This is a genomic window from Lactiplantibacillus modestisalitolerans (genome assembly GCF_005405425.1).
Classification (GTDB): Bacteria; Bacillota; Bacilli; order Lactobacillales; family Lactobacillaceae; genus Lactiplantibacillus; species Lactiplantibacillus modestisalitolerans.
In genome coordinates this window covers 144,640-161,103 of record NZ_BJEA01000008.1, presented here as the reverse complement: position 1 = coordinate 161,103, position 16,464 = coordinate 144,640, and the positions used below count along the sequence as shown (strand labels likewise).

11 protein-coding genes are annotated in these 16,464 nt (G+C 52.9%); 4 read left to right on the top strand and 7 right to left on the bottom strand.

What is annotated here, in order from left to right:
- Positions 1–178: 178 nt before the first annotated feature.
- The 5 genes from FFM79_RS05420 to FFM79_RS05400 form a co-directional block, all read right to left on the bottom strand.
- Positions 179–1,654, bottom strand: a complete 1,476-nt coding sequence (locus FFM79_RS05420; protein WP_137642452.1) for an ABC transporter substrate-binding protein — start codon at positions 1,652–1,654, stop codon at positions 179–181.
- A gap of 149 nt (positions 1,655–1,803) precedes the next feature.
- Positions 1,804–2,721 (bottom strand): carbohydrate ABC transporter permease, encoded by a 918-nt coding sequence (locus tag FFM79_RS05415; protein ID WP_137642451.1) that lies wholly within the window; start codon positions 2,719–2,721, stop codon positions 1,804–1,806.
- A 15-nt stretch (positions 2,722–2,736) separates the two neighbouring features.
- Positions 2,737–3,717, bottom strand: coding sequence for an ABC transporter permease (locus FFM79_RS05410; protein ID WP_137642450.1), 981 nt, complete (start codon positions 3,715–3,717; stop codon positions 2,737–2,739).
- Between the two features lie 333 nt (positions 3,718–4,050).
- A complete protein-coding gene (locus tag FFM79_RS05405; protein ID WP_137642449.1) occupies positions 4,051–5,901 on the bottom strand; it encodes a beta-N-acetylhexosaminidase in 1,851 nt (616 codons plus the stop codon).
- A gap of 107 nt (positions 5,902–6,008) precedes the next feature.
- Positions 6,009–6,848 carry a helix-turn-helix transcriptional regulator gene (locus tag FFM79_RS05400; RefSeq protein WP_137642448.1) on the bottom strand — a complete coding sequence of 280 codons (840 nt, stop codon included), beginning with the start codon at positions 6,846–6,848 and terminating at the stop codon, positions 6,009–6,011.
- Between the two features lie 149 nt (positions 6,849–6,997).
- Here FFM79_RS05400 and FFM79_RS05395 point away from each other — a divergent pair, with 149 nt between their 5' ends.
- The 4 genes from FFM79_RS05395 (at position 6,998) to FFM79_RS05380 (ending at position 12,940) form a co-directional block, all read left to right on the top strand.
- Positions 6,998–8,773 (top strand): ABC transporter ATP-binding protein, encoded by a 1,776-nt coding sequence (locus tag FFM79_RS05395; protein WP_137642447.1) that lies wholly within the window; start codon positions 6,998–7,000, stop codon positions 8,771–8,773.
- Entirely contained in the window at positions 8,751–10,541 is a 1,791-nt protein-coding gene (locus FFM79_RS05390; protein WP_137642446.1) for an ABC transporter ATP-binding protein, read from the top strand. The genes FFM79_RS05395 and FFM79_RS05390 overlap by 23 nt, the downstream gene beginning before the upstream one ends.
- A gap of 451 nt (positions 10,542–10,992) precedes the next feature.
- Positions 10,993–12,060 carry a LacI family DNA-binding transcriptional regulator gene (locus FFM79_RS05385; protein WP_137642445.1) on the top strand — a complete coding sequence of 356 codons (1,068 nt, stop codon included), beginning with the start codon at positions 10,993–10,995 and terminating at the stop codon, positions 12,058–12,060.
- 13 nt (positions 12,061–12,073) lie between these two features.
- Complete coding sequence (locus FFM79_RS05380; protein ID WP_137642444.1) at positions 12,074–12,940, top strand: helix-turn-helix domain-containing protein; 867 nt, start codon at positions 12,074–12,076, stop codon at positions 12,938–12,940.
- Positions 12,941–13,119: 179 nt separating this feature from the next.
- Here the strand turns inward: FFM79_RS05380 and FFM79_RS05375 are convergent, their stop codons facing one another.
- Positions 13,120–13,422 (bottom strand): winged helix-turn-helix transcriptional regulator, encoded by a 303-nt coding sequence (locus tag FFM79_RS05375; RefSeq protein ID WP_137642443.1) that lies wholly within the window; start codon positions 13,420–13,422, stop codon positions 13,120–13,122.
- 257 nt (positions 13,423–13,679) lie between these two features.
- On the bottom strand, positions 13,680–16,283 hold the full coding sequence (gene adhE, locus FFM79_RS05370) for a bifunctional acetaldehyde-CoA/alcohol dehydrogenase (protein WP_137642471.1): 2,604 nt from the start codon (positions 16,281–16,283) through the stop codon (positions 13,680–13,682).
- Positions 16,284–16,464: the final 181 nt, after the last annotated feature.

The following is a 16,464-nucleotide window of genomic DNA, read 5'->3' as shown; positions in this document are numbered from 1 at the left end:
GCCCCTACTGGCGGCAGTTTAACTCCCTATTGCCGGGGCCCTTGCAGGGCGGCCTAGGACGATGACCTGTTGACAGTCATTAAGCCTATTTTCTAATGTGATTCTTGAACTGGAAAATTCGGCTATGTATACAAAGAAGTCGTGTGCTGCGCACCCGACCTCTTTGTGTTGACGACACTTATTTTTGATCTGCGAGGAAGGCGTCGTACTGTTTCTGCAATTCTTTTTGAACCTTGTCGTAGCCCGCCGTCTTTAATTCTGCGTCCATCTTCTTGATGGTTGGTTCTGGATCCGCCGTCCCGGTGTTTAGAATGTCGAGGTACTTACTCATTACGTTGGATAAGTTCGTAATCTCAGTCTTCATCGAACTCATATCCGGGTTAAAGCCTAACGCTGCGGATGTCTTGGAATCCTTGATTGATTGGTCGCGCTTATCAATCATTGCATCCGTCGTCTTGTCGAGCGTGTAGAGGTTCTTGTTGTTCCCCATCATCCAAGCACCGATGAAGTAGTTTGGTTTGTAATTCTTAGTTAGCTTGATCTTACCCTTTTCCTTGTCCGTGAAGTTCCACTGTTGCCCTTCAAGCCCCCACGCAATGTTGTTTAGTAAGGTCTTGTTCGTGTTCAACAGGTTCAATACTTGCATGGCTTCCTTCTTGTGCTTAGAAGTCTTGGAAATCGTCCAGACCGCAACTTGCGCTTGTGCGGAAGACTTGTAAGGGTCAGTGATGGCCTTCGATTGCATCTGTTTGCCACCGGCGTTGTTGATCAAAGCGGTGTCGCCGTAATCGTAAGGGCCTTGCGTTTCTTGGCGTACGAACCAAGTGTTGTCTTGCAAGTTGTACTGGGTGCTAGAAGTGGCCGCATCCTTTGGAATGTACCCCTTTTGGTAGTAGCTGTGCAGGGTGTTTAAAATGCCCTTCATTTCAGCCGTATCGTAAGCATTCACAACTTTGGTGTTCTTGCCGCTGGAATCAACCGCAAATGGTAAGCCGTTCCCCAGTGGGAAGTCCATTGCCCGGGGTGACGCCTTGAAGCCCTGACCAATGGCAAAGCCGGCTACGCCTGGGTTTTCTTTGTGGAACTTCGCTAAGGCCGGTTCCATGCTAGCGTAGGAGTTCACGTCATCGATGTTAATGTTGTACTTCTTCAAGAAAGCCGAGTTAAACGTCAGCATGTTTTGCGCAAAGACGTTCGCGTTCACTGGGAAACCATAAATTTTATTGTTAACTTTGAGGCCCTTCCAGTAGGCTGGATCGACTTGTTGGTAAGCCTTCTTCGCCACGCCACTCTTGAGTTCGTCGCTCATGTCGGCGTATGCCCCTTTGAGGGCGTTATTCGTGTAGTTTTGCGCGAAAGCGAGGTCGTAGCTGTTCCCAGAAGTGACCATGACGTTGTATTTCTGCGTGTAGTCACCCCAGCCGATGAAATTCATTTTTAAATTAATATTTTTATACGTCTTATGAATTTCCGTGTTGGCTTTCTTGATCAGCGCATCGTAGTTTTTCGGCTTGTCGCCGGGCATGTACATGTTGACGGTGGTCGCTTTGCTGCTGGAACTGCTGCTACTGGATGACTTCCCGCAGCCGGCTAATGCAATCGTTCCTAGAGCGGCGAGGCTGACGACGGTTGCACCTTTGATTAATTTATTCATCGTTGTTTTCCCCCTCGGAAAAAATTTAGTCAAAACGCAAAGACCTAATTAACAGTGCTAAATTGATGACAAGTTGTTTCAAACGAGGCATCCCACCCATCTGTAAAGTAAGTTGGTGTTGAACGCAAGCAGTGGTGGTGCGGTGGGCGTTAGCCCTTGACGCCGCCGATGGTCATTCCTTTGACGAAGTACTTCTGGAAGAACGGGTAAGTTAAGGCAATTGGGAGGGTCGCGACAACGACGATCGCAAACCGCATCCCTTCGCTCGGAACGTTGGCGGCTCCGGCGACGGCCCCGTTATTAGCCATGTTCTGCGTCATGTACTGGATATTGTTTTGAATCTTGACCAACAAGTATTGAAGCGGGGTGACACTGTCCTTGTTGATGTACAGCAAGGCGTTCATCCAGTCGTTCCAGTAGCCGAGCGACGTGAACAAACTAATCGTGGCGATTCCTGGAATCGCAAGCGGAACGACGATCGTCCAGAAAATTCGAAATTCGCTGGCACCGTCAATCCGGGCCGATTCAATAATTGGCTCCGGAATTGACGTTTTAAAGAACGTCCGCATGATTAAAACGTTATACACCCCAAAACTCATTGGCAAAATCAAGGCCCAGATGTTATCTTGCAAGCCCAGCATTTGGGTCACAATCAAGTAAGTTGGGACCATCCCGGGAATGAAGAGCATCGAAATCAGGGCAAAAATCGTAAAGAAGTGGGCGTAGGCGAAGTCCTTTCTCGAAATCGCGTACGCGTAAGTGGAACTAAACAAACTGTTCATGATCGTCCCCACGACGGTCACGAAGATGGTAACGCCCAGTGAAACGAGCACTTGGTGGCCCATCTTGGACAGGTATTGATAACTCGCAAAAGTCCAATGTTTCGGCCAAAACTGGTAGCCGTAAGTTGTAATATCTGACTCCTGCGTTAATGACAGGATGATGATGAAGAAGAACGGTAAGATACAACTAAGGGCAAAAATCGCGAGAAAAATGTTGAAAAATAGGTTGGTGCCCGGCCCAAACTTACGAATTTCAACCGCAGTAATTTGTTTCTTTTTACGCAATCCCGGCACCCCCTTTTAAAATAGTGCTGATTCTGGTTGCTTGCGACGAACGACCCAGTTACTAATGAAAATCAGGAGTGCCCCGACGATCGATTGGAGTAACCCGGCCGCGGTTGACATCCCAATATCGTTGGTGGTCGTTAACGCGCGGTAAATAAAGGTATCGAACGTTTGGGTCACGTTGATCAACGTCCCCGACGACCTTGGAATCAAGTAAAACAGCCCAAAGTCACTGCGGAAGATCCCACCGATGTTTAAGATCAGCATCAGCGTTGCAACCGGTAAAATGTGTGGGAGCGTCACGTTCTTGATTTGTTGCCACTTATTGGCCCCATCAATCATCGCGGCGTCGTAGTAAGTCGGGTCAATCCCCATGGCGGTTGCGAAGTAGAGGATACTGTTGTACCCGATCCCCTTCCACACGCCCAGGAAGATGATGATAAACGGCCAGACCCACGGCGAGTTGTAAAAGTCGATCGGCGTCCCACCAAACGTTTGAATAATGTGGTTCAAGATTCCCTTATCGGAGCTTAAGAACGCGTAAACGAAGTACGCGAGAATTGCCCACGACAGGAAGTACGGGAAGAGCATCGAGGTTTGGTAGACTTTCAACAAGCGTTGGTTGCGTAACTGGCTCATCACGACCCCAAAGAAAATCGCGAAGAAGAAGTTTAGCAATAGGAACGTCAAGTTGTACCCAATCGTGTTACGTAACACAATCCAGAAGTCCGCCGACTGAAAGAAGAACTTAAAGTTCTGAAACCCAACGAAGGGACTGTGGAGCACGCTGTAAATAAATCCCTGGTCTGAATATTGAAAACTCTGGAAGGCCACAACGTTAGCCAACACTGGAATGTAGAAGAAAACGATTAAAAATAACGTCCCTGGTGCCACCATCAGTAAAAATACCCGGTTGGACCATAGTCGTTGGAAAAAGTTCTGGTCTGGCTTTTGCGAAACCGGAACTGGATCCGTATTCGTAACACCTTGTGTCATATCGTTTCTCCCTCCTTTCAATTAATTACAAGCTCATAGTAACCGCTTTCTTTCACGGCAACAATCAACGAACTAAAGGGAAAAAGATACAAATTTAAGGTCTTTAACAAAATTAGGTCTATTTTCGGCTAAAAAAGCAACAGCATTTATAAACCGCGTTATAACGGGCTTTAAGTGCTGTTGCTTAACTATTTTTATTGCTAATTTAGGGTAAATGTTTCACGTGAAACACGCCCCTACCTCGGATTGGGTATACTTTGGGTCCTGACCGGTTCGGCGGCCGACGCACCCCAAGTACTCCAGTTCGCGGTGCGCTTAGGACTGGCAGTTAACTTAGAAAGATAGGTCGCAGGCGCTCACGATTTGCTTGTAGAGCCCGTGTCCGACCACGCCGTTATTAAATTGGTCCATTGGCAGCAGCGGCGCGTGAAGTTCGGCCAGTTGTTCCTGCCCCGCCCGCCAGCGGTTGATGCGCCATTTAACCGTCGCGCACCGGGTTAGTTGGCCGCCTAAGCGAACGTCCATGACTTCGTAACCCGGGCCCCGGCGTTGCTGGTGCCACAACTCGCGCCAGATTGCCATGAGTGGTTGTAAGGCCGCCACGTAAGCGTCGATCGCGGTTAAGGCTCGTTCAGCCGTGGCGTCGTCGGCCGTCGACCAGCCCAGTTGCGCGACCGCTTGTAGGGCCCCGGACTTCGCCAGAACCGTTTGGGCGAGTTGGCGGTAAAACGTGAGCATCAACCGGTTTTCCGCTCGGACCTGCACGTTGCCGAGTTGCGTGATCAGCGGTTGGTATTGCGCGGGCAAGTCAATCGCCGCTAAGTTTTGGCGGTACCGTTGTAGCAGTAGGTCCTCGTACAGAACGATTTTACTAACGTTGTCGGCGTCCACGTTGACCGCCTTGGTAAAGTTATCGAAGCGGTCGAGTAAGCGGTAAAAGTCCGGCGCTTCACCTTGGAATAAAGCGTACTCTTGGTCGATCAGTTCCGGGGTCACCCGGTCATGGTACTGATAAGTTGCGAAGGCTTGCAGTCCGTACCAGGCGGCACTGAGCGGAACTTCCGCCCCGTCGTCGAACCACATTGTCGCGACGACTTGCGGCACACCGCACGCCTTAGCCGCCTTGAGACCGGCGTCGACCGTTGCCAGCATTTTACTTTGGTTGGGCGCTAGGGCACTCCAAGTCCAGATGCCCCCGGCAAACACGACGTTATCACTTAATTCAAAGTGCTGCGCGAAGCGGTCACGGTAAGTTTGCTGATCTTCGTGGTAATAATCCCAGTAAACCTGCCCGACTGGCGGCAGGCTGGCCTTAAAGTCGGCGTCAAAGTGCACCGCCGGGTCGTACATTTCGTGCTTTTCAGAAGCAAAGGTGAACCATAGGTCGCTCCACATATAGGCGTCGAGTCCGAGTTCGGTCGTCAGCTCGACCACCAGTTTAAGCTGTTGTAAGATCAACGTTTGCTGGTCCGTAAAGCCGTTTTGATCAAGGTAGCGCCCACGGCCAAGTTGGTAAGCCTCGTCCATCCCAATGTGAATTTTGTTAGTCGTAAACGGCGCGGTCGCCGCTTGCAGTAAGTGGGTCAAAAAAGTCCGGGTCGCCGGTGCTCCCACTAGTAACGTGTCGGTCGTATCCTTCACGGCGGTATGGGCTTCCCACTTCAACGCGTTATGCAGGTGGGCGAGCGTTTGAACCGCCGGCACCAGCGTCACGCCAAACTGGTCGCCATAACGCGCAAGTTCGTGCAGTTGCGCCTGGGTGTAGCGACCACGTTGGTGCCCAAAATACGGTTCTTCGGGAATCTCAAACAGGTCCTCCAAATATAACCACAGTTCGGTGTAGCCCATCCGCGCCAAGCGCCGAATCGTCGTTTTCAGCATCGCGACGGTCGGGACCCCGTTGCGGGCCACGTCGAGCATCGCCGCGAGCACTTGAAACTGGGGCGTTTGATGACAGTCGAAGTCGGGTTCCTGCCCCGCGCGGGCGCTTAGTAGCGCCGCGCCGCGCATTAAATCCGCCTGGCTACCATACGTGAGGGTCGTGTGCGCCCCCCTCTTTTGAATCTGGATTCCGGGTGCGCCGGCCTGACAGTCGACCGTCAGGGTGCGGGCTAAATTGCCGGGTAAACAAACGGCCGTGACCGCTTGTTGTTGGGTTGCGTTTAAACCGTGCCATTCAATCATCTTGGTTCCTCCTTGGGGCTGACCGCCCGTATTTGCCCCCGAGTATACCTGGTCAGGCGCCAAAATAAAACCGCTTTCACTCGAAAACTTGGCTGGTGCTGATAGCCCTAATTTTTAGATGCGGGTTGCCGTTGACTCGGTGGCGTGCCAAAAAATTGCTTGAACCGCTTGCTGAAATGGTACGGGTCCTGGTAGCCGACGAGCTCGGCCACTTCGCTAACGCTGTGCTGTCCCGTAGTCAGTAAATCCTGGGCCCGTTGTAACCGCAAGTGCGTTAAATACTGAATCGGACTGATTCCGCGGACGGCTTTAAAGGTGCGCGATAGGTAACTCGGACTGACGTGCAGCGTTTCAGCCAGCGCCCCGAGGGTCAGTGGTTCGGCGTAGTGCGCTTCTAGGTAGTAACTCGCAGCACTAACTAGCGCTTGGCGGTCAGCCGTTGAGCTGGCGGGTGCGCTTAGGGCGAGGTAGTCCGCGCTGACCGGGTTACTGGGCAGCGCCCGTAACAACCAGCATAACAGTTCCACCACCAACGCTTGAACCAGCGCATCGTGGCCGAACGCGTCTGGGTGGTGATTTTCGGCAATCAGCCGCTGGGCCGTGGCTAAAAAGTCGGTTTGGTAACTCCCCAAGTCAATCAGACTATCCGCAAACGGGAGGTGATCGGGTTGTTGCCCCGGTAAGGCCACGTGTCGAAAACCAACGTGCAGTTGCAGGCTTTGCGTTTGCGGCGGCTGGGTCTCCTGGTGATGAACCCCCGGATTAAAGAGCAACGCCTGGCCGGCCACGACCCGCCGCCACCGTCCCTCAACGTTGTAGTCCGAAAAGCCCGTGACCATGATCGACAGTTCTAAAAATTGATGTTGATGATACACGTAAGTGCCCGGTCGTTCGTTACGATATGCAAACGCATACAAAACTTCCGGCGTTAAATTCACTTTTGGCATCAACCCACCCCCTTCGGCAAAAAAAGCCATCCCTTTAGGCAAAAATCACCATTCCGTTTAGTCGCGGCCCGCCGCATACTGAAGTCAACTGAGGGGCGTACCGCGATTGGTATCCCCATTGTACTCGATAAGTTGAGAGGTGAACATTAATGGAGAATCCTTATCGCTGGATTTGGCAGTACGCCCGCCGGAGCCGTTGGCAAATCTGGCTAGCAAGTGGCTTGATCATCTTAAACGCCGTCAGCGTCGTCGTGGTGCCGTTAATTGGCGGGTTACTCGTTGATCAGGTCATTACGCAACGCCACTTGGAACGACTCGTTCCCCTGCTAGTCACGATGGTGGGCGTCACCCTGCTGCGCACCATCATGCGCTACGGCTACATCATGCTCTGGGAACGGGTCGGCCAAAACGCGTTGTTTGATTTACGCCACGACCTGTTTGCTAAGTTACAGTCGCTCGACTACCCCTTCTTTACCCGGGTCACCAACGGGGATTTGATGGCCCGCCTGACCGGGGATACCGACGCAATTCGCCACTTTTTATGCTGGGTCACTTATAACACGGCCGAATGCCTGCTGTGGTTTTTAACCGCGATCGTGGTGATGGCCCGCATTAGTTGGCCGCTCACCGTGGCCCTCGTTTTAGTCACCCCGCTAATTGGCTGGCTCACCACGCGGATGAGTCGGGAGGCTCACCAGGTCTTCTTCAACATCCGTCAAAGCTTCGCCCGCTTAAACGCCATGGTCGAAGAAAATATCTCGGGTAACCGGGTCGTCCGCGCCTTTGCCCGCGAGTCCTATGAAATTCATAAGTTTCAGCAATACAACCAGGATTACCGCGACCAAAACATGGCCTCCGCGGCAGTGTCACGCCGGTATTTGCCCGCGTTGGACTTTCTGGCAGCCTGCTTAGCCGTGATCGTCCTCCTGTTCGGTAGCTGGCTGGTGATTCAACGCCAGATGACGCTGGGTGACCTGGTCGCGTTTAACGGCTTTTTATGGCTGTTGAACCAGCCGATGCGGATGAGTGGGTGGTTGATCAACGATATTCAACGTTTTTCAGCGGCTACCATTAAAATTAAAAGTCTCTTGGAGGCGCAACCGACCCTGACCCCCGCCCAATCACAGTCGGCGCCGGCCATTCAAGGTGCGGTGCGCTTCGAGCACGTCGACTTTGCGTTCCCAGACGCCCCGGCGGTACCGGTCTTAATGGACATTGACTTCGCCGTTCAGCCGGGCCAAACGGTCGGGATTCTCGGCGAAACTGGCTCTGGCAAAACGACCCTGATGAACTTAATTGCCCGCTTCTACGACCCAACGCGTGGCCGCGTTTTGGTCGACGGGCGCGATGTTCGGCACTGGTCGGAGGCGGCGTTGCGTAATCAAATTACGATTGTCACCCAGGACCTCTTTCTCTTTTCTGATTCGATCAACGACAACATCAACTATGGGAACCCGGTGGCGACACCCGCCTTTATTCGCCGCATGGCCACCGTGGCGGACGCCCACGATTTCATTACGGCCCTCGCGGACGGCTATGACACCGTCGTTGGCGAGCGGGGCGTGGGCCTCTCCGGTGGACAAAAGCAACGGATTTCCCTAACGCGCGCGCTCGTTAAAAATCCGCGCATCTTAATTTTAGATGACACCACTAGTGCCCTCGATATGGAGACCGAAGCGACCATTCAACGCCGTTTACAGGCCGTGACGCGCCATAAAACCGTCTTTATCATTGCGTCGCGAATTGCCTCGCTTCGCCAAGCGGACCAAATTCTGGTTTTGCGGCACGGTCGGATCGTTGCGCGGGGCACGCACGAGCAACTAATCGCTCAAAACGGCTACTACGCCGAAACTTACCGCCGCCAATTAGGCGCACTCACCACTACGAAAGGGGGCCGGGCACATGACCACGCGGAACACGGCTAATCAGGATGAAACTTTAAAACGCCACTTTAACTGGCACGACTACGCCCGCTTAGGCCACTACTTGCGGCCGTACACGGTGCGGTTGGTGCTGGTACTCGGATCGATTCTAATCGGCAACGTTGCCGTCGTGTTAGGCCCCTTCCTAATGAAACTCGCCATCGACCAAGCAATTCCGCAGCGCAACCTCCCTCAGCTGGGTGCGCTTGGCGCCGTTTTTTTCATTAGCTTGTTAATCGCTTGGGCCTGCTTTCGTTACCGCATCTGGGCAATCACCGCAATTGGCCAAAACCTGCTGATTGACATGCGAACCGACCTGTTTACCAACTTACAGCGGCTTCCGTTCGCCTACTTCGACACCCGCCCACACGGCAAAATCCTCATCCGGGTCGTCAATTACATCAACACCCTCAGCGACCTGCTCGCCAACGGGCTGGTCAACCTGATTTCCGACGTCATTTCGGTGGGCGTCACGCTCGCCTTCATGTTCGCCATTAACTGGCGGCTGACGCTCGATAGCCTAGGGCTCATTCCACTTCTAATTATTTGGGCCTACGTCGTGCAAAAGAAACAACGAACCGCCTTCCGGGAGTTAAGCAATAAACAGTCGAACTTGAACGCCTATTTACACGAGAGCATCGCTGGCATCAAGGTGACTCAGGGCTTCGCCCAGGAGGCCGCCGCCACCGCTAACTTTGACGCCATCGCCGATGACAACCGCCAAGCTTACATGCGCGCGGTCAAAATTCAGTACGCACTCAGCCCGGGCGTCCAAAACATTTCGACCCTCACGACCGCCCTGATCTACTTTATTGGGATTCAGCAACTCGGCGTGGTGGTCAGTACCGGGACCCTAATTGCCTTCATCGGCTACGTGAATAATTTTTGGAACCCGGTGATTAACATTGGAAACTTTTACAATTCACTGATCACCGCCACCACCTACTTGGAACGAATTTTTGAAACGATGGACGAACAACCGACCGTGCGTGACGCCGATGACGCCTTCGACCTGCCCCCGGTCAAGGGCGACGTCCGCTTTCGTAACGTCTGTTTCCAATACGAGGCGGACGGGCCGCTGATTCTCGACCACGTCTCGTTTCACGCGCGTCCTGGTCAAACCATCGCCCTAGTTGGGCCGACCGGCGCTGGTAAATCCACCATCATTAACCTGCTGGCCCGTTTTTACAACGTTACCAGTGGGCAACTGACCATCGACAACGTCGATAGTCAGCGGGTCACCCTGGCCTCACTGCGTTCGCAAGTCGGCGTCATGCAGCAGGACACCTTCATTTTTTCGGGGACCATCATGGATAACATCCGTTACGGCCGCCTCGATGCCAGCGACGCCGACGTGCTCCGGGCGGCTAAGGTGGCCCGCGCCGACGACTTTATTCAGACGCTCCCCGCTGGCTACCAAACGGTCGTTCAAGAACACGGCGGGAGCTTATCCGCTGGTCAACGCCAACTGATCGCGTTTGCCCGCGTCTTATTAGCTGACCCCCGTATTTTAATTCTCGACGAAGCGACCGCCGCCATTGATACGCAAACGGAGGCCCTCCTCCAAGCGGGCTTAGCGGAACTACTCAAGGGGCGGACTAGCTTCATTGTCGCCCACCGGCTTTCGACGATTCGGCAGGCCGACCAAATTCTCGTGATCGACCACGGCCAAATTGTCGAAGCGGGCCGGCACGCCGAGTTAATGGCGCAACGGGGCGTTTACTACGAGCTTTATGATTCGCAGTACCGGTTGCTGCAGGCTACTGAGTAGTGCTGCGTACCATTGTTTATTAGGTAGTGTTCATGCTCTGCGATATAGCCGAAACGTGTTCCAGACCAACTGACGCCTGCGCCTGCTACGCTAACGTCACGATGCCAAACCCAGGCGACTTTCTGCGATATTGCCGAAACGTGTTCGGAGCGGCTGACGCCTGTGCCTACTACGCTAAGGCGCCATCGCATAAACCGCGGCGCTCCCCTGCTTTATGGCCGAAACGTGTTCGGGCCGACTGGTATCTGCGCTTGCTACGCTAACGTCACGATGCCAAACCCAGGCATCATGCCCTTAGCTAGGCAATGCTCAATACCAACCCGTCGGCCCTCACACTCTACTATTTAAAGGTCAGTTGGTATACTTTGTTACTTGAAGCCAACCATGTAAGCGCTTAGAATCGGCTTTGATGAGAACCACTGACCACTTTACAGATGGGAGGGCGCCAACGATGGTCAAGTACGCCAACATCTATCAAGACTTACGCTTAGCCATTTTACGGGGCGAGTACGCCCCCAACGATCGCCTGCCGAGCGAAAACGCCGTCGCGTTAAAATACGGCGTCAGCCGCATCACGTCCAAACGAGCACTCAACGAATTAGCGGCAGCCGACCTCGTTTACCGCGTGCGTGGGGGCGGCACCTACGTTAAACCGCACCGGAGCACGACCCAACGAAAACTGCTCCTCGTTCTGCCATTTACGGACACGACCGCCTTTGGCAACTACCGCGGCGGCATCGACCAAACACTGAAAGGCACCACCTGGCAATTACAACTGATGGCCAACGAAACGTTTCTCCAACAAGACCCGACCACCCTCGTCCACGCCGTCGCCGGGGTCATCTACTACCCGCAAAACTTAGCGACCGAGCTCCCACTCCTGATGGCGTTACACGCGCAACGCTTACCGCTGGTCGTCCTCGATAAACGGCCCGCGGCCCTGGCCGTTCCGAGCGTCATTAGCGACAACGTGGCCGGGGGCCGCCTGGCTTGCCAACACTTGCAACAGCTGGGCCACCGACGGATCGCGTTTTTGGCGGAGACCCCCTTTTGGCAAACCTTTACGGGCACCGTCAGCGACCGCTTCATGGGCTATTTCAACCAGCTCCAAGAAAATCCGACCGACCCGCACCTGGCGCTACGGTGGGCCCAGGCCTTGCAAGCCGACGTGGACGTAGTGCGCCTGCAAGCCTATTTAAAGGCCCAACAAATCACCGCGCTGATCGCGGAAAACGACGTGGTGGCGCTCCGGATCATGCGCCAATTAAAGGCCGTGGACGCAGCGGCTCTGCAATCACTAGCGATTGTGGGCTTTGACAATTTACCGGCCGCAGCCGCTGAAACGCCAGCCCTAACGACGGTCGTTCAGGACTTCAACGCGCTCGGAGCGCAGGCCGTTGAAGCGCTTCTTGATCAAATCAACAACCCCACGAAAATCTGCGCCCAACAAACGGTGGCGGGGGTCAAATTGATGGTCCGCGCGTCGACGCAGGCGGTACGCGTCCCAACACATTCCTAGGGAGGGGAAAGCAATGGATATTCAAGCCTTATTACAGTGGTACCCGCAGGCCCGCTTAACGTCCAGCCCGGTGACTGCCGAACACGTTCGCAACGTGCCGTTACCTAACGGACAGTTTTTGTGCGTCGCCGAAGCCGACCTTAGTCCGCGCGAGCGAGCGTTGCTGGCAACCATTGCCACTGCCCCCCCGTCACCGCACCCCGTCGATCAATGGTCGGCCTTTCTAACGGGCACCACGGCCAGCGCCCCGGTTACGGCGGCTAAACACTTTCAGGTCATCCACTTCCACGTTCGGTTTAGTGACCCCAGCCAGTCCAAAGCACAGTGGCGGGGCGCCCTCGCCGACCTCGTCGACGACGTCTTACACGGAGCCTTTACGAGTTCGAGCCGCGGTTACCTGTTGTTGCAACAACCGATCAGTGCCGCGGCGAGTAACGATTTAGGCGGACTGCTCGCGTTACTCGACGATGACTTTTCCGCGACGACCCACCTCCTGATCGGCGCGCACTACGACAATTTAAAACAATTAGCGCAGGGGTTTGCGTTTGAGACCCAACTTTTTACAACCATCCCTCCGCAAGCGGTGACCCGCATGACCACCGCGCTAATTCCCGAACTCGTCGCCACGCAAGCGGCCCGGCTCGCCCCCCTCGCCGACGCCTGCTTACGCGACGGCGCGACCCAACAGCTGATCCACGCCCTCTACCACACGCAGGGCAACGTTCGCCAGGCGGCTTGCGACCTTTTCGTCCACCGCAACACCCTGCTTTACCGCATCGATAAGTTCGAGCGCGCGAGTGGCTATAACTTGAAGCAAATGGACGATTTGGTTTACTGTTACCTGTTGACGTTGGCGTGTCCGGCGGAGAAAATTAGTTAAAAATTCGGGCCCCCAAGGTAGCGTTTAGCTAACCTCGAGGGCCCGATTTAATTTTGTTAATCATGTTGATGCTGTTCATCGGACGCTTTCAAGTCCTGTTGCTGCTGGGCCGTTTGTAGCCTAGCTAACGTTGCTCGCCACAACCTAAATTACTTTTGTTCAGTTTCACAAACAATCACTCAACGCATCCCCACAATCATCCGGTCGCCCCACGCTTCCAACTCCGCCAAGCTCTGTCCCAGCTCCGCGCCGGTCGCCGTCAATCGGTATTGGTAGTGAGCCTCTTCGCTGATCAAGCCGAGTTGCTGCATCTTGGCTAGTACCGTGAGTAATTTCAGCGTGCTCAGGCCGCGCACGCGCCGGCGAAGTACCATGAAGTCAACCGCTTCCGTACCTAAATTACTGAGAACGAGTGCGTACCAGCGGTCGTTCAAAAGTGCTAGGCCCACCTTCGTTCCAATGTTCAAATCGCGCATTACCATGTTCGCCGCATCCCTTCACTTTGAAATTATTCTTTCAGTGTAGGCGTCCCACCCTTAAAATGCGACTAATAAGTTTGCGGGAAAAAGGACGCGGAACCGCAAAAGCCGTGTCACGTTGTTCAGTAACCTAAACAAGGGTGTCCAATTAGTTAGCCGCAACCAAAAAGACGCCCCGCACCAACCATCACTGGTCGTTGCGGGGCATCCTTTTGCTTAGTAGTAGGCACCACTAACAAATTTAGTTAAAGACGATTGGCTTACTTTTCAACACCGGCGCCGTCCCATTCGCGTTCCAGAATGCCCTTCAATTCCTTGATGAGCGGTTCACGTGGGTTAGCAGGCGTGCATTGGTCTTCGTAAGCGAGTTCGGCTAATTCGTCAACGTGGGCATCAAAGTCCTTCTTTTCAACCCGGTTAGCCTTCAAGGAGAGGGTCACACCCATTGAGTGTGCCAATTCGATGAACTTGTTAACCAAAGCTTCTTTGAGGGCTTCGTCGTCCTTGCCAGTCAAGCCAATGGCCCGGGCAATGTCGGCGTAGTCTTTGAGCGCAGTATTGTAGTTGTACTTCGGCCACATAGCCAACTTAGTTGGGATTTCAGCGTTGTAACGAACCACTTGTGGGTAAGTAATCGCAATCGCTAACCCGTGAGGTAAGTTGAACGCCCCACCTAATTTGTGGGCTAAGGAGTGGTTGATCCCCAAGTAGGCGTTCGCGAAGGCCATCCCAGCCATCGTAGAAGCGTTGTGCATGTGCTCACGCGCCTTCTTGTCGCCGTCGTAAGACGCTTTCAAGTACTTGAAGGCTAACTTCAAGGCTTGAATTGACCATGCCCGACTGTAGTCGGAAGCCATAACTGAAACGTATGCTTCAGTGGCGTGGGTGATAACATCCAAACCAGTCCAAGCGGTCGTACGTGGTGGCACAGTTTCAACGAACTGTGGGTCCACGATCGCAATGTCTGGTTGCATTGCATAGTCGGTAACTGGGTACTTAACGTGCGTATCCGAGTCGGTAATAACCGCGTAAGGCGTTACTTCGGAACCAGTCCCAGAGGTGGTTGGAATCCCAATGTAAGTAACCTTGTTTGGTACGGGTACCTTGTAAGTCCGTTTCCGGATATCCAAGAACTTCTGCTTTGCGCCGAAGAAGGATGCGTCTGGATGTTCGTAGAAGAGCCACATCCCTTTGGCCGCGTCCATTGCGGACCCACCACCAAGGGCGATGATCGTGTCCGGCTTGAAGCCTTTCATCCGGGCAACCCCTTTGTAAACGGTGTTAGTTGAAGGGTTTGGTTCAACTTCTGAGAAGACGTCAATGTCAACGGGGTCCTTGCGGCTGTTCAAGACTGCCGTAACCCGGTCAGCATAACCAAATTCAACCATCCCAGGGTCGCATACTAGAAATACGCGCTTAAGGCCGGCCATCGTTTCAAGATAGCGGAGAGAGTTTGGTTCGAAGTAGAGCTTGGGAGGCATCTTTACCCATTGGATATTGTTCCGACGCTTCGCAACGGTTTTGATGTTGATCAGGTCCATATCTGAAACGTTATGGGAGATCGAGTTACCACCGTACGAACCAGTCCCTAGAGTAAGTGACGGAATCATGTTGTTGTAAATGTTACCTAAGCCCCCAACGGAAGTTGGTGAGTTAACTAAGATCCGGCAAGCTGGCATTTGTAAGCCAAATTCCTTCACTAATTCATCATCCGTGGTGTGAATGCCGGCCGTATGTCCTAAACCACCATAGTGGAGTAATTCATCGGCCCGCTTGAATGCGGCTTCGTGGGATGCTGACTTGTAAACGGTCAGCACTGGTGATAATTTTTCACCTGAAAGTGGGAACTTCAAGCCAACGCCGTTTAATTCGGCAATTAAGACCCGGGCTTCCTTATCAACGTCCTTTAAGCCGGCCATTTGAGCAATTTCATAGGCGGACTTCCCGGCAACCGGACCACGTACCGTGTGCCGGTTTGGATCGATAACTGCTTCGGTCAAGGCTTGCACGTCTTTTGGTTTAACAATGTAGCAACCTAAGCGTTTGAATTCGTCCATCACGTCGTTGTAGATTTCTTTATCAATGATGGCACTGTTTTCAGAAGCACAAATCATCCCGTGGTCAAAGGTCTTAGATAAGACGATGTCGTTGACCGCTTGTTTGATGTTGGCCGTCTTTTCAATGTAAGTTGGGCCGTTACCAGGACCAACCCCTAAGGCTGGCTTACCTGATGAGTAAGCGGCTTTAACCATGCTAGGACCACCGGTTGCTAAGATGGTGGCAACGTCTGGGTGGTGCATCAAGTCGTTAGTCGCTTCGATGCTTGGGTGTTCGATGAACAGTAAGGCATCGGCTGGGCCACCGGCTTCGGCAATTGCTGCTTGCATGACGCGCGCGGTTTCAGCACAAGTCTTTTGGGCTTGTGGGTGGAACCCAAAGACGATTGTGTTCCGGCCCTTCAATGAGATTAAGGTTTTGAAGACAACCGTTGAAGTTGGGTTGGTTACGGGTGTAACCCCGGCAACGATTCCGACTGGTTCGGCAATCTTCATCATTTTCTTTTCATCGTCATCTTCAATCACACCAACGGTCTTATCATGACGAATGCTGTTCCAAATATATTCACTTGCATAAATGTTCTTGATTGCCTTATCTTCAACAACCCCACGCTTCGTTTCTTCAACAGCTAACTTGGCTAATGCCATGTGCTTATCCAAAACGCCAACGGCAACTTTTTCACATAAGTCGTCGATTTGTTCTTGTGTATACGTTTTCAAAACTGCTAAAGCTTTCTTCGAGCGTTTAACTAACCCGTCGACTTCGTTTTCGACTTTGGCAGCTTGAGTTTTTTCTGTCGTTTTCATCATAACAATGGTGCCTCCATTTCGTAGCTTGTGAATTAATTTACAATCTCTATTATATGCGTGCTTGTTCAAAATGCAACAAGAAATTTAGATTTTTTGCTTATTTTTTTAAAAAAATCGCTAAACCCTTAATTATCAAGGCTAAACTGACCTAATCACTTACTTTTTAATAGTTCACCAG